Raw genomic sequence first — 13,210 nt, 5'->3', positions numbered from 1 at the left:
TTACCGCGGCGTGGCTGGCGTACTTCTACCGATAGTCCGCCCGCACCCCGGAATCCGGAACACGGACCCGCGGTCGAGAGACGACTCAGTTTTCGGTCGGTTCGACGCGCTCGCGGAGCCACGCGGCTGCGCGTTCGAGTTCCGCTTCGTCCGTACTCTGTAACTTGAGGCGCACGTGGTCGCCGGGGTAGCTTCCCACGGTCACGTCGAATCGGTCCCGGAGGTCCGCCAAGCGCTCGACCAGCGCGCTCTCGGGTTCGTCGGCCTCGACGGTCCTGACGTGGCGGTACTCGCCGGAGAACTCGTCGGCGACGGTCTCGAACATCGCCTGCATCTCCTCGGGGACGCCCGGCAGAACGTAGACCCCTTCGATGGCGCACCCCGGAGCCACGCCCTCCTCGTTCGGGAGCATCCGGGACCCCTTCGGGAGGTGGGTCGTCCCCTCGACGAGGTCGCCGCGTTCGTAGTCGGTGTGGTCGGTCACCCACGCCACGGCCTCGTCGTGTTCCTCGACCGGGACGCCGACCGCGGCCGCGACCCCCTCCATCGTCAGGTCGTCGTGAGTCGGACCGAGACCGCCGGTGACCACGACCGCGTCGTACTCGGCCCGGAGTTCGTTGACCACGCGAGCGATGTCGCCCACGCGGTCGGGGACCACGACGACGCGCTCGACGCTCGCGCCGCGGTCGGCGAGTCGCTCGCCCAACCACGCGGCGTTCGTGTTCACGGTGTCGCCCGTCAGCAGTTCGTCGCCGACGGAGACGAGGGCTACCTGCATGGCGTCGGGTAGGGGTTCCGAAGATAAAAAGTGGGTGTTACCGCGACCGACTGCCGAAGATTACGAAGATAGCGCGACCGACTACCGACGGGAGGCTCTACCCCATTCCCGGCGGCGGGCCTTGGTCGAACTCGTCGTCGCCGGTATCGACGTTGAGGCCCATCTCCTCGCGCTCGCGTTCGAGTTGCCGAATCTGGAGGCGGAAGTAGGCCACCCCGAGCAGCGCGACGAGGATGCTCGCGCCGATGATGCCCACGAAGATAGTGAGGTCGCGGGCGAGGTAGTACCGAACGACCACGTTGTCGGCGGTCACCTCGGCCCACGTGAGGTGGACGCGACCGTCTATCGTCGTGGTGTCGTCGGCGGTCGGCCGAACCTGACTCAGAATCGGCGTCCCGACTCGCATCCCCTTCGGGAGGATGACCTCGTAGGAGTCCTCGACGTAGACCGGCGTGCTGAAGGACTTCCCGCGGTGGTCCGCGGTGTAGGCGAGTTTCCCGCTATCGGCGGGCAGCGAGACCACCGTCTTGGACTTCTTCTTCTGGACGTGTTCCTGCCCGAGCGAGACGACGGTGCCGTTCGGGTACCGGAACCGGACCGTCCCGATTGGAACCGGCGTGCGCTCGCCCAGCGACTCGCGCTCGAAGAGGCTGAGTTCCGACCGGTTCGAGAAGGTGTACACCGCCTTGTACTCGCCCCCGGTCACGTTCAGCGTGACCGCTGCGGAGTTGTTCCAATTGTAGGTCGCGTTCGAGTCGCCTGCGAGACGCTTCTCGCTTATCTGGTCGCCGCCGAAGATGCCCGTGCATCCCGCGGTGGCGGCGAGCAGCGCGACCGACGCGAGGGCGAGTAGCAGTCGTCTGTTCATGGAATAACGCAACGAATCTCCGCCGGGAGATAGTCGCCGATGGCCGCCAGTAGCCCCGGCGGGTCGGTCTCGTCCTTGCAGACGATACTCTGTTCGAGGAGGCCGAGTCGTTCGACCGTCACGATGTCACGAGCGTGGCCCGCGCGGTTGACCGTCGCGCGCACTTCCCCGCGGGTCGCGCTGTTGACGTTGACCCGGCCCGCGCCGCGCGTCCACTCGTAGAGGCGGTCGCGCTCCTCGTCGGCGAGTCGGTGGCGACCCGTCTCGCTCGCGTCAGCGCCATCCGCGTCGGCGTCTTCCGCCTCGGAATCGTCCGCGTCGCCGCCGTAGACGAACCGGAGCGGCACGTGCTGGACGAGGCCGAAGCGCTCGACGATCTGTACGGGCGTCCCCTGTCCGAGTCCGAGTTCGCTCGCGGGAATCCGAACGTCCTCGCCCGCGTCGAGGACGAACCCGTCCTCGTCCCACGATTCGAGGGTCCCGACGTACGTCTCTCCGGCCTCGAAGTCGGGGGTAATCTCGCCGAACTCCTCACGGAGGACGTTGCGGGCGACGACCTCGTCGTCTCCTTCGATGGTGACGACCGCGAAGTCGTCGCGGCGCACGCCCACGGTGTACTCCACGTCGAGGTCCTCGATTTCGTTACCGACGAGCGACCGGAGCGCGTCGAGCGAGCGCTCGCGCGCGTCGCCCTGTACGTACACCTTGGTAGCGAGTACGACCATCTATGCCTCGGCCTCTTCGAATTTCTCGACGTTGAGTTCCTCGCGGAGGTTCTCGATTCGGTGCTCCATCGCGTCGATGAGTCGACTGTTCTCCATGGATTCGAGCGGCGACCCGCACTCGGGACACTCGAAGCCGAAGTCCATCGCCTCGCCGAACTCGAACCGAATCGAACAGACTTCGCACAGGTAGAACTGGTGCTGGTACTCGTACTCCTGGCGCTTTTCGAGCGCGTCGAGCAGTCGGTACATCTCCTCTTCGAGGTTGTCCGGGATGTTCTCGTACTGGAACGTCCAGAGGTACGTCAGCCACCCGGAGTCCTCGTCGCGCAGGCGGCGGTACGTGGCGAGGTCGTTCTCGTAGAGGATGAACAGCGCACGCCGGACGTCGTTCAGTTCGAGGTCCAACTCCTCGGCGAGTTCCTCGTCGGTAACTTCGCCGTCCGGCGGGGCCGCGGCGACGGGCATCCCCTTCGGACCGACCAATTCGTGAAGATATTTCTGAATTACTGGGTCCTCCAGTAAGTCCTCAAAAGCCATTATCGTACACTGGGGCGTTGGAGCGTTTAAAACCATCGGGTACGCGACGTTCTCGGCGACGCTGGACGCTGTGACCCGTCGACCGACCCCGGTCGGTCCAGATTGCCGACGGTTCGACTGACGGAGCTCTCGGGTCCGAACTCCGCCCTCCCGCGAGAGTGTTCGTCGTACCTCGACGTGACGGGGGCTACTCCTCGTCGGTCGGAACGACCTTCTTCCCGGTCGCCTTCGGAATCACGGTCCGGTCGGCGTCCTCCCACTCGCGGTCCAACTCCCGGCCCTCGAACAGTCGGTCCAGAAACACCGCGAGTCCGGCCACTTCCGAGTGGGGTTGGTTCGTCACGCCGACGTTCCAGTCGGCGGCCTCGTACACGTCGAACGAGACCTTCTGGGACCCCACGACGACGAGGACGGGGTCGCCGCCCGCGCTCCCACTGTCCGCGCTCCCGCCGCGGTGGGCCGTCCGAATCTCGTCCTCCACGTCCTGTACACGCTCGCCGTACATCGTGAGGTGGACGACCTGTCCCTCCCAGTCCCGGATGACGGCCTTCGGACTGTCGGTGAGTTCCACCTCGAAGGGACCGCCGAAGCGGTCGGTGATGTCCGTGACGGTGCCTCGGGACTTGCTGGCGTCGCCCGCCAGAATCGCGCGGTCGGCCCCCAGCGCCCGCGCGGTCAGACCGACGTGGGTCGTCATCCGCTCGTCGCGGCCCGGTCGATGGCCCAGTCGGAGGACCGCCACCTCGGGTTCGCCTTGCATGTCAGGGCGTCGGTGGTCCGCGGGTTAGGGGGTTTCGGAACGCGGTTGAGACGACGCGAGTAGGCGGCGCAGTAAGGTGAGGATGACGAGGAACCTGAACAGTAGGGCGTGCAGTCAGAGCTGAGTGACTAGAATTCGACGGAAGAGCTAGCTACTGCCGACTCCAATGAGTACCCCACCGCCCATCACCGCAACCGTGTGCCTCGTGCCTCCCCAACCTCCTGCGCTTCTCGCTCCCTCCGGTCGCTGTGATGCTCGTCCCCCGCGCGGATGGACGCGACCACGAGGGTCGCGCTCGCACGCGCCGGTGGAGTCGCAGGGGACTCACGCCGAGTCGTATCGCAGGCCGAACGCCGATTCGAGCAGGTCGTGCCACTCGTCCTCGGTAATCTCGCGCTCGCTCCGGTCGCCGCGCTCCGAGCGCGTCAGTTTCGCCGGGGAGAGTTTCAGGTGGCCGCGCTCGGTCGCAATCGAGACGGTCGGGTCGCCGGTGAACCCGGACTCGGGCGCGGTGGCGAGGTGGTCGCAGGTGGCCTCGAAGTAGCTGAGTTTGCGGGGCGTCGTCTCGAAGACGTAGCGGTCGGTCCACTCCTCGTCGCCGGGACTCCAGTACTGGGTCAGGAACTCGGCGTCGGGGCGTTCGCTCTCGACGACGCGCCACTCGACGCCCGCGGCGTCCGAGACGGCGGTTCCGTCGAGCGGGAGCGGTCGTCGCATCGACGGGACTCCGCACCCCACGTCCGCGACGTACCGCCGGTCTAGGTTTACCACGTGTGAGTGGTGGTTCGCGGGCGGTCGGGGGTCGCCGTCGTCGCTCAGCATCCGAGCGGCGATTCGGTCGGCGTCGAACCCGAGTTCCGCGAGCAACCACCCGAACAGTCCGTTGAGTTCGAAGCAGAATCCGCCGCGCTCGCGTTCGACGATTTTCTCGTAGAGACGGGGCAGCGTCAGCGTCACTCCCTCTCCCGGGTCAGGGCCGAAGGGGTCGCCGGTCACGGCGAGCGTCTCGAACGGGACCGACGTGACGTGCGCTCGCTGGACGGTTTCGAGGGTGTTCCGGTCGGCGGTCCGGACCGGTCTCGGGTCGAGTCCGATGCGCGAGAGGTACGATTCGATGTTCGGTGACGACACGTGTCACTCCTCCGGTCGAACCTTCGGGGACGACCCCCTTCAACTCTCGCTGAAACGCGGCTTGGTAATCATATTGATAACTCAACCGAGTCAGCAATCACACCGAGAAGTCGGTCCGCGCTTCCGCGTCGCCGTCTGTCGTGTTCAGTTCCGCGACGACCGCGTAATCGCCGGGAGACGGGTCGTCCCACTCGCCGGAGAAGGTCTCGCTGTCACCGGGGTCGATAGTCTCGGTCTGGAGCATCTGGGCGAACATCTGTCCCTCGCTCGCTCGCCAGACCTCCTCGCCGCCGTCGAGAACGGCGAAGTCGGCGGTCAGGGTGCTCCGGAACGTCAGTTCGACGGGGTCGTCGCCGACGTTCTCGACGGTGTACTCGAAGGCGACGCGGTCGGACTCGACCGTCGCGCTGACGGAACTCTGGAGAGTCATACTTTCTACTGCAGTTCGAGGGTCTGAAAACTTTTCGTCGGTCAGTCGTCGCTCGAATTCAGACCCAGCGCCGCGGCCGCGTCCACCAGTCCGTAGCCCTGCTCGTCGCTCGACAGGCCGAGGTCCTCGGCGGTGTCGCGCAACCGAGTTCGTGCGTCGGTGTTGGAGCGTCCCTCGGCCATCAGGAGGGCGGCGACGCCCGAGACGTGGGCGGTGGCGAACGACGTGCCCGAGAGGGTGGTACAGGACCCGTCGGACCCCACCGTACGGAGGTCTGTTCCGGGCGAGACGACCTCTATCTCCGGCCCTCGACTGGAGAACGACGCGAGCGCGTCGTTCCGGTTGGTCGCGCCAACGGCGACGACCTCCGAGTAAGCGGCGGGATAGCCCACGCAGTCGTCGCAGGGACCGCTTCCGCCCGCCGCACCGACGAGCAGGACGCCGTGGTCCTGCGCGTACACGCAGGCGTCTTTCAGCACCGACGACCCGGAACTACCGCCGAGGCTGAGGTTGGCGACGTCCCAACCTTGGTCGGCGACGTACTCGATACCGGCCGCGATGTCGGAGTACGAGCCACCGCCCCAGTCGTTCAGCACCTTCACGGCGTGGAGCGTTGCGTCGGGCGCGACGCCGGTCGTACAGTCGCAACTCCGACTCGCCCCGATGATGCCCGCCACGCTCGCCCCGTGTCCGTTGTCGTCGTTCCACGGCGCACAGCAGTTCGAGGCGCAGTCGGTGAACGCCTTCCCGGTGCCGACGTTCGGGAGGCAGGGGTCGTCACACGGCAGTCCGGTGTCGATGATGGCCACGTCGGCACCGTCGCCCGTGACGCCGTTCGCGTTCGCCACGTCGGCGTCGATACGGTCGTACCCCCACGATGTCGAGAGTGCGTGGGCGGTTCCGTCGCGTTCGACGTATCGGACGTCCGCGCGTTCGGACAGCGCGGTGGCGGCGCGCTTCGGCAAGCGAAGCGTCGCGGCGTCGAAGGCGTAGTCGCGGACCACCTCGTTCGCGGCTTCCCGGGCGGCCAGTCGGCCACTCTCGGACTCGAACCCGACGTTGACTCGTACTGGGTCACCGGGGTCGGCGGCGGCGAGACCGGCCGAACCGATGGCGAGGAGCGACCCGCCGGTCGTCTTCAGCACGGTGCGTCGCGTGAGTGGGTGCTCGGGGGACATCTATCGACTAGAGAGACTCGGACGACAAAATAATTTCGGGAATAAATGTTGGAAATTAATACAGAGCGCCTCTCGGCGGTAGACACGCACGGAAAACAGAGTGGGAGTACGCCGACGGAGTTACGGTCGGAAGCTTGCGCCGACGGAACCTCACGTCGAACCGAGTCGGCGGGCACACTCCCGGGTCGCGAATCGGTTAGCGGGTGGAGCCGTCGCGGAGGTCAGTTCGCCGCTCGCTCCACGTCGAGCAGTCCGTTGCCCTGCTCGTTGCCGGACAGACCGATGTTCTCGGCGGTTCGCAGGAGACGGTCCTTCGCCGCGGCGTTGGAGTAGCCCTGCGCACGCAGGATGCCCGCTGCACCCGCGACGTGCGGACAGGCCATCGAGGTGCCCGAGAGCGTGTTGTAGCCGCCACCGACGTAGGTGGAGTAGATGCTGCTACCGGGCGCAGCGATGTCCACTTCGGGACCCGTCGAGGAGAAACTCGACAGGTCGTCGTTGGAGTTGGTCGAACTGACCGCGATGGTCTCGGGATAGGCGGCCGGGTAGCCGACACAGTCGGTACAGGGTCCGGAGTTCCCGGCCGCGGCGACGAGCGTGACGCCTCGGCTGTCGGCGTACTGCACGGCGTCGCGAATCGTTCTGGACGCGCTCCCGCCGAGCGAGAGCGACCCGACGTCCCAGCCCTGGTTGGCGACGTACTCGATACCGGCCGCGATGTCGGAGTACGAGCCACCGCCGTTGGAGCCGAGGACTTTCACGGCGTGGAGCGTGACGCCGGGAGCGACGCCGACGATGCCCCGACCGTTATCGACGCCACCGGCGATACCGGCGCAGTGGGTGCCGTGGCCGTTGTCGTCGCCCCAGTTGTAGGTGCACTCGGCCGAGTAGGAACTACAAGAGACGGCGGCCGCACCCGCGCCGAGGTTCGCTTCGAGGTCGGGGTGATTCCCGTCGATACCCGTGTCGATGATAGCCACGTCCGCGCCGCTCCCGTCGGCGGCCGTGCGGTCGGCGTCCACTCGGTTGACGCCCCACGGGACCGACTGAGCCAGCGCGTGCATCGTCCCGTTCTCTTCGACGTAGCGGACGTTCGGACTCGCGTCGAGTGCGGTCGCCGCTCGCTTCGGAACGCGAACGGTAACGACGTCGAGGGAGTCGAACTCCCGGACTACGTCGTTCGCGGCCGCGAGCGCCTTCTGACGGCCCTCGTCGGACTTGAAACCGACGTTGATTTCGACCGTGTCGTCGGGTTTGGCTGCGGCGAACCCGGTCGCACCCATGGCGGCCAGCGAGCCACCAGCAGTTTGCAGAACTTTCCGTCGAGACACGCCGTTATTTACATCGAGCATCGCATTTTTACTATTATCAAGTTGTGCAATAAAGTTTTATTCTAGTTCTAGACATTGTAATTTATAGTGGGCCGGTCGTCGCGACGTGAACCGACGGCGGAGAACACGCCGACTCGAAGGGACGTGACGTCCAGACCGGCTGTCCCAACATCGAAAAAGAAGCCGTGGCAGAACGGCGGCGCTTACGTGTCGTCACTGGAGTCGTACCCGAGCGCGGCCGCGGCGTCGAGCAGGCCCGCGCCGGACTCGTTGCTGGCCAGACCGACGTTCTCGGCGGTGTTCTTGAGTTGGGTCCGAATGTCGCTGCCGGTCGTCCCGTTCGACGCGAGCTGACCCGCGACGCCCGCGACGTGGGGCGTCGCCATCGAGGTGCCCGAGTAGGTGTCGTATCCCGCGTTCGACGCGATGGTCGAGTAGATGTCGGTACCGGGAGCCGCGATTTCGATTTCGGGACCCGTACTGGAGAAGTCCGAGAGGCTGTCGTCGCTGGCGGTCGAACTCACGGCCATCACCTCGGAGTAGGCGGCGGGGTAGCCGACGCAGTCCGAGCAGGGGCCGGAGTTACCCGCGGCGGCGACGAGGAAGACGCCCTCGTTGGTGGCGTACTCCACGGCGTCCTTCAGCGCGGAGGAACCTGAACTGGCACCGAGCGACATCGACCCGACGTCCCAGCCCTGATCTGCCACGTACTCGACACCGGCCGCGATGTCGGAGTACGTACCGCTGCCGCACTTGTCCAGCACCTTCACGGCGTGGAGCGTCGCGTCGGGTGCCGCACCGACGATACCCTGACTGTTGTCGTCGCCCGCCGCGATACCGGCGCAGTGTGTGCCGTGGTTGTTGTCGTCGGTCCACGAGTAGTTACACGTGTTGTCGGCGGGTTTCGCGCCGTACCGACAGCCACCTTTGGTGTTGCAGGAGACGAACGCCTTCCCCTTGCCGAGGTGGTCGGTCAGGTCCGGGTGGTCGTCGTCGATGCCCGTGTCGATGATGGCGATGTCCGCCCCGCTTCCGAGTTCGCCGTTGGCGTGCAGGACGTCGGAATCGACCCGGTCCTGTCCCCACGGCAAGGTCTGGGCCAGCGCGTGCATCGTCCCGTTCTCCTCGACGTAGCGGATGTTGGGGTTCTTGTCCAACGCCTGCACGGCGCGTTTGGCGGCGCGGATGGTCACGACGTCGATGGAGTCGAACTCTCGAACCACGTCGTCCGCGGTCGCGAGCGCCTTCTGGCGGCCCCGTCCGGACGCGAACCCGACGTTGACCTCGACGGTATCGTCGGATTTCGCCGCCGCGAGTCCGGACCCCGCCGCCGTGGCGACGGAGGCACCGGCGACTTTGAGAACGTTTCGCCTCGACATTTTATTGTCATTATTTAGCATCGCATTCGTAAAATAGGGTTCCTAGCACATAATATTTTCCTAAAAGTAAGAAAAATAACTGCGCTAAGGTTAATTAACCTACTTTCCCCCTGTTATTATTGGGGGAGAGAACCGAACGACACGGGGGTACCGCGGAGTCCGAACACCGCGTCCGAACAAACGGCACGTCTATAGGAGGCAAGCCCGTAGCCGCGGGCGTGCAAATCGTCGGTTACGAGACGGAGCGCGACGGCGAATCGCCGGGGCTGCTCGTGGCGGACGACCGGGAAGTCCGCCGGGAGTCGCTGGAGTCGGGTGAGAGCCTCGGCTACTCGCTGGGCGAGCGCCGGTGCGCCGGGGCGCTCGACGGGACGACCCACTTCGACTGCGAGAACGACGACGCGCCTCACTGCGACCACCACACCAGCACGTGGGTCTGCGCCCGGTGTACCGGCACCTGTCTCAAGGACGAGATGGACTGTTACGACGACCACGCCGTCTACCTCGCGGCGTTCGCGCCCGCGACGTTCAAGGTCGGCGTGACCAAGGAGTGGCGACTCCGCACGCGTCTCCGCGAACAGGGTGCGGACCGCGCCGCCCACCTCCGAACCGTCGAGAACGGCCGCGTCGCGCGCGAAATCGAGTTCCAGATTGCCGAGGCGTTCACCGACCGCGTGCGCGTCCCCGCAAAGATTTCGGGACTGCACCGCGAGGTGGACCCCGAAGCGTGGGAGTCGACGCTTGCCGAGTTCGACGCCATCGAGACGTACGGCTTCGACTACGGGTTCGAGTTGGACGCCGCGCCGGTGGCCGAGACGCTGGCGACGGGCGAGATAGTCGGCGTTCAGGGCCGCGTGCTGGTGCTGGAGCGCGGCGGGACCACCTACGCCGTGGATATGCGGGACTTGGTGGGCTACGATATTCGCGAGGAGGAGAGCGAGCGGGAGTTACAGTCGAGTCTGGCGGCGTTCTAGGACGAGATTTTGATGCGTGGCGCAGTTGACGGGGCATCGGAGTGACGTAGTCGAGTTCTCCGGCGGGGTTTCGGCGGTCGAATCGTTGGTTGTGTTTCGCCGGTAGTCTCGTTGGCGGTGTCTTCGGAAGCAAGGACGAGTAGAAGCTAGCTTCAGGCTCGAACGAAGGAGTCTCCGCACCGCCGAGCGTTTATACCCGAGAACGGGACGAACCCGTAACGTGCCCACCGACGCGACGACTCAGTTCAGTTCGAGTCCGCGAACCGCGACTGCATCGCCTTCCGCGACCTCGCCGATGATTCGGCCGTCGGTCTCGTCGGCCAGCGACTCGGCGTCGTCGGCGGGGAGCGCCACGACGAACCCGGTGCCCATGTTGAACGTCCGGTGCATCTCCTCGTCGCTCACGTTGCCCTCCGCCTGCACGAACTCGAAGACCGGGTGGGCGTCGAACGGGTCGGTAATCTCGTACCGGAACTCGCCCATCCGCGAGAGGTTGGTCCATCCGCCGCCAGTGACGTGGGCCGCGGCGTGGACCTCCCGGCCTCGGAGGTGGTCGAGCAGGTAAGTGTAGATGCGGGTGGGTTCGAGGAGAACCTCGCCGACCGACCGGCCTTCCTCGCCGTCCTCCGCGTCGAGCGGGAACGGGTCGTCGTAGTCGTAGTTGCGCGTGGCGGCCTCGCGGGCGAGCGTGAGTCCGTTCGAGTGGATGCCGCTGGCGGGGAAGCCGACCAGCGCGTCGCCCGTCTCCGCCTCGCCGGGGAACACCGCGTCCTTCGGCGCGAGTCCGACGCACGCGCCCGCGAGGTCGAGTCCCTTGATGACTTCGGGCATCACGGCCGTCTCGCCGCCGACCAGCGCGACGCCCGCCTCCTCCGCGCCCGCCGCGAGACCGTCGCCGACCTGCTGGGAGAACGCTTCGCTCGGTTCGTCCACCGCGAGGTAGTCCACGAAGGCGACCGGTTCGACCCCGGACGCCACGAGGTCGTTGGCGTTCATGGCGATGCAGTCGATACCGACCGTCGAGTAGTCGCCCAGCGCCTCGGCCACGAGCAGTTTCGTGCCCACGCCGTCGGTCGCCAGCGCGAGGTACCGGTCGCCGATGTCGAGCAAGCCCGCGTACTCGCTCTCGTCGATGTCGCCGACAGCGCCGACCAGCGCCGACGTTGCGGCCTCGCTCGCCTCGATGTCCACCCCGGCGTCCGCGTAGGTGAGTTCCTCGTCGTCGCTCATGGTCGAAGCGGCGCGACGCGCGAGTAAAGTTCCACCGTTTATGAGTCGGGTCGCGCACGCCACGTCGGAGCGTACCGTCGCTTCGACCGACACCACCCACACCCGGTGAGAACGCCCGCGCACTCACCAACGTCGTCCGCGCGCCGAGTCGGTTCCTACCAGCTAACGCCCACAGTACTCTTGGCCGGACCGAACGGCAATTCAACTATGAATCCGACACTCACCGAGGACGACGAAGGGAAGCGAGTGGTCGGTTCCGAGGGCGAGGTGCTCGGCACCGTGGACAAAATCGACGCGGGCGTGGCCCACGTCGAACCCGACGCGGGGGATTACGATACCGTCAGGCGATACCTCGACGTGGAGGACCCGGACGCCGAGGTCTACACGTTCCAAGAGACAGCGGTCGAGGAGGTGACCGCCGAGAAGATAGTCCTGCGAGGGAAGGAGTGAGTTCAGACCGACCGTCCCGACGACCGACCGACTGCTACGCCGACCCGCTCGCCGGTCTCCCCGTCCGCAATGGTGTTCCGTGTCGATACCGGAACGTGTAGTATGATGGGGCCAGACGCGGTGAATCACGGCTGATGTCGAACCGGCTGGGAGTCGATCCGCAAGTCGTGACGCTGGCACTGGCGCGCATGACCGAGTCCGTCGGCAACTCGTTTCTCATCGTCGTCCTGCCGCTGTTCATCGGGAACGAGGCCATCTCCGGGGCCACTTTCGGACTGAACGAGGTCGCCGTCACCGGCATCGTGCTCTCGCTGTTCGGGTTCGTCAACAGTCCGTTACAGCCCTTCACGGGACGACTGTCCGACCGAACGGGACGCCGCAAGGTGTTCGTACTCGCTGGCCTCGTCCTCATCGGTACCGCGAGCTTCTCGTACTCGCTGGCGTCCACCTACTGGCACCTCGTCGGACTCCGGGCGCTGCAGGGAGTCGCGGGCGCGCTCATCATCCCGACGACTGTCGCACTCGTCAACGACCTCGCGTCCTCGTCGAATCGCGGCGGGAACATGGGGACCTACAACACGTTCCGTCTGGTCGGCTTCGGCGTCGGCCCCGTCGCGGCGGGCGTCGTGGTCTCGGCCGGGCCGTACGCTATCGACCTCGGCGCGCTACGAGTCGCGTTCAGCGGGTTCGACGCCGCGTTCTACTTCGCCACGCTGACGGCGACCATCAGCTTCTTCCTCATCCTGTTCCTGATTCGGGACCCCGAGGTCCCGGCGACCGACGAGGACGACCGCGGTCTTGGTGGAATCGCTATCCTCGACCGTCGCGGTCGCGGGATACTCGACCCCGTGTTCACGCTCGGCGTCGTCTCCTTCTTCATGGCGGTCGGCATCGCGCTGTTCGCCACGCTGGGCGACATCATCAACGCTCGACTCGACCAAGGGCCGACGCTGTTCGGTCTCCAGTTCGCGGCGTTCGTCCTCGCTCAGATACTGCTGCAGGTCCCCGTCGGACGCGCGACCGACTTCTACGGGCGGAAGGGCTTCATCGTCGTCGGGACGATACTGCTCGTCCCCACGACGTTGGTCCAAGGGTTCGTCTACGACCCGTGGCTGATGTTCTCGGCCCGGTTCGTCCAAGGCGCGGCCGGAGCGATGGTGTTCGCGCCCGCGCTCGCGCTCGCCGGTGACCTCGCGCCCGAGGGGCGGTCGGGGACGACGCTCTCGGTGTTGACGATGGCGTTCGGGTTCGGCGTGGCGTTCGGTCCCCTCGTGTCCGGATTCCTCGTCTCGTTCGGCTTCGCCGTCCCGTTCGCGTTCGGCGCGGCGCTCGCGGCCGTCGGCGTCGTGCTGGTCTGGACGCAGGTGGAGGAACCGACCACGCCCCAACGGTCCCTCTCCTCGCTCTTCTCGTTCTCCTCGGGCGACTAACCGCCGTTA

14 protein-coding genes are annotated in these 13,210 nt (G+C 66.2%); 3 read left to right on the top strand and 11 right to left on the bottom strand.

What is annotated here, in order from left to right; genetic code table 11:
- Window positions 1-85 precede the first annotated feature (85 nt).
- The 10 genes from NGM06_RS14925 to NGM06_RS14880 all read right to left on the bottom strand — a co-directional run bounded on the left by NGM06_RS14925 (window position 86) and on the right by NGM06_RS14880 (window position 9,117).
- Window positions 86-778, bottom strand: a complete 693-nt coding sequence (locus NGM06_RS14925) for a competence/damage-inducible protein A (RefSeq protein WP_254267722.1) — start codon at window positions 776-778, stop codon at window positions 86-88.
- Between the two features lie 97 nt (window positions 779-875).
- Window positions 876-1,646 (bottom strand): DUF5803 family protein, encoded by a 771-nt coding sequence (locus NGM06_RS14920; protein ID WP_254267721.1) that lies wholly within the window; start codon window positions 1,644-1,646, stop codon window positions 876-878.
- Entirely contained in the window at window positions 1,643-2,371 is a 729-nt protein-coding gene (locus tag NGM06_RS14915; protein WP_254267720.1) for a DUF2110 family protein, read from the bottom strand. Before NGM06_RS14915 ends, NGM06_RS14920 begins: the two co-directional genes overlap by 4 nt.
- Complete coding sequence (locus NGM06_RS14910) at window positions 2,372-2,908, bottom strand: transcription factor (RefSeq protein WP_254267719.1); 537 nt, start codon at window positions 2,906-2,908, stop codon at window positions 2,372-2,374. It abuts the gene before it with no gap.
- Window positions 2,909-3,095: 187 nt separating this feature from the next.
- Window positions 3,096-3,668, bottom strand: a complete 573-nt coding sequence (locus tag NGM06_RS14905; RefSeq protein ID WP_254267718.1) for a tRNA (cytidine(56)-2'-O)-methyltransferase — start codon at window positions 3,666-3,668, stop codon at window positions 3,096-3,098.
- A gap of 324 nt (window positions 3,669-3,992) precedes the next feature.
- Window positions 3,993-4,799: an arylamine N-acetyltransferase family protein gene (locus NGM06_RS14900; RefSeq protein WP_254267717.1), complete on the bottom strand. Its 807-nt coding sequence runs from the start codon at window positions 4,797-4,799 to the stop codon at window positions 3,993-3,995.
- A 97-nt stretch (window positions 4,800-4,896) separates the two neighbouring features.
- Window positions 4,897-5,229, bottom strand: coding sequence for a BsuPI-related putative proteinase inhibitor (locus NGM06_RS14895; protein ID WP_254267716.1), 333 nt, complete (start codon window positions 5,227-5,229; stop codon window positions 4,897-4,899).
- Between the two features lie 41 nt (window positions 5,230-5,270).
- On the bottom strand, window positions 5,271-6,407 hold the full coding sequence (locus NGM06_RS14890) for a S8 family serine peptidase (protein WP_254267715.1): 1,137 nt from the start codon (window positions 6,405-6,407) through the stop codon (window positions 5,271-5,273).
- Window positions 6,408-6,628: 221 nt separating this feature from the next.
- Window positions 6,629-7,759 (bottom strand): S8 family peptidase, encoded by a 1,131-nt coding sequence (locus NGM06_RS14885; RefSeq protein WP_254267714.1) that lies wholly within the window; start codon window positions 7,757-7,759, stop codon window positions 6,629-6,631.
- Between the two features lie 182 nt (window positions 7,760-7,941).
- A complete protein-coding gene (locus NGM06_RS14880; protein ID WP_254267713.1) occupies window positions 7,942-9,117 on the bottom strand; it encodes a S8 family serine peptidase in 1,176 nt (391 codons plus the stop codon).
- 218 nt (window positions 9,118-9,335) lie between these two features.
- On the opposite strand from NGM06_RS14880, the gene NGM06_RS14875 reads away from it, so the two are divergent.
- Window positions 9,336-10,091 (top strand): DUF2797 domain-containing protein, encoded by a 756-nt coding sequence (locus NGM06_RS14875; protein WP_254267712.1) that lies wholly within the window; start codon window positions 9,336-9,338, stop codon window positions 10,089-10,091.
- A 240-nt stretch (window positions 10,092-10,331) separates the two neighbouring features.
- On the opposite strand, the gene purM is transcribed toward NGM06_RS14875, so the two are convergent.
- Complete coding sequence (purM, locus tag NGM06_RS14870; protein WP_254267711.1) at window positions 10,332-11,321, bottom strand: phosphoribosylformylglycinamidine cyclo-ligase; 990 nt, start codon at window positions 11,319-11,321, stop codon at window positions 10,332-10,334.
- 207 nt (window positions 11,322-11,528) lie between these two features.
- Between purM and NGM06_RS14865 the strand changes: the two genes are divergently transcribed.
- Both NGM06_RS14865 and NGM06_RS14860 read left to right on the top strand, forming a co-directional pair.
- Window positions 11,529-11,771, top strand: coding sequence for a DUF8593 domain-containing protein (locus NGM06_RS14865; protein WP_254267710.1), 243 nt, complete (start codon window positions 11,529-11,531; stop codon window positions 11,769-11,771).
- 134 nt (window positions 11,772-11,905) lie between these two features.
- Window positions 11,906-13,201 (top strand): MFS transporter, encoded by a 1,296-nt coding sequence (locus NGM06_RS14860; protein ID WP_254267709.1) that lies wholly within the window; start codon window positions 11,906-11,908, stop codon window positions 13,199-13,201.
- The last annotated feature ends 9 nt before the right edge of the window (window positions 13,202-13,210 follow it).

The sequence above is a fragment of the Halorussus aquaticus genome, assembly GCF_024218795.1.
GTDB classification, from domain to species: Archaea; Halobacteriota; Halobacteria; order Halobacteriales; family Haladaptataceae; genus Halorussus; species Halorussus aquaticus.
This window is presented reverse-complemented; position numbering and strand designations above follow the sequence as displayed.

Coding starts and splice junctions, on each gene's coding strand:
- NGM06_RS14865 (WP_254267710.1), top strand. CDS start 11,529: ATGAATCCGACACTCACCGAGGACGACGAAGGGAAGCGAGTGGTCGGT.
- NGM06_RS14925 (WP_254267722.1), bottom strand. CDS start 778: ATGCAGGTAGCCCTCGTCTCCGTCGGCGACGAACTGCTGACGGGCGAC.
- purM (WP_254267711.1), bottom strand. CDS start 11,321: ATGAGCGACGACGAGGAACTCACCTACGCGGACGCCGGGGTGGACATC.
- NGM06_RS14885 (WP_254267714.1), bottom strand. CDS start 7,759: ATGCTCGATGTAAATAACGGCGTGTCTCGACGGAAAGTTCTGCAAACT.
- NGM06_RS14860 (WP_254267709.1), top strand. CDS start 11,906: ATGTCGAACCGGCTGGGAGTCGATCCGCAAGTCGTGACGCTGGCACTG.
- NGM06_RS14905 (WP_254267718.1), bottom strand. CDS start 3,668: ATGCAAGGCGAACCCGAGGTGGCGGTCCTCCGACTGGGCCATCGACCG.
- NGM06_RS14910 (WP_254267719.1), bottom strand. CDS start 2,908: ATGGCTTTTGAGGACTTACTGGAGGACCCAGTAATTCAGAAATATCTT.
- NGM06_RS14890 (WP_254267715.1), bottom strand. CDS start 6,407: ATGTCCCCCGAGCACCCACTCACGCGACGCACCGTGCTGAAGACGACC.
- NGM06_RS14895 (WP_254267716.1), bottom strand. CDS start 5,229: ATGACTCTCCAGAGTTCCGTCAGCGCGACGGTCGAGTCCGACCGCGTC.
- NGM06_RS14915 (WP_254267720.1), bottom strand. CDS start 2,371: ATGGTCGTACTCGCTACCAAGGTGTACGTACAGGGCGACGCGCGCGAG.
- NGM06_RS14880 (WP_254267713.1), bottom strand. CDS start 9,117: ATGTCGAGGCGAAACGTTCTCAAAGTCGCCGGTGCCTCCGTCGCCACG.
- NGM06_RS14920 (WP_254267721.1), bottom strand. CDS start 1,646: ATGAACAGACGACTGCTACTCGCCCTCGCGTCGGTCGCGCTGCTCGCC.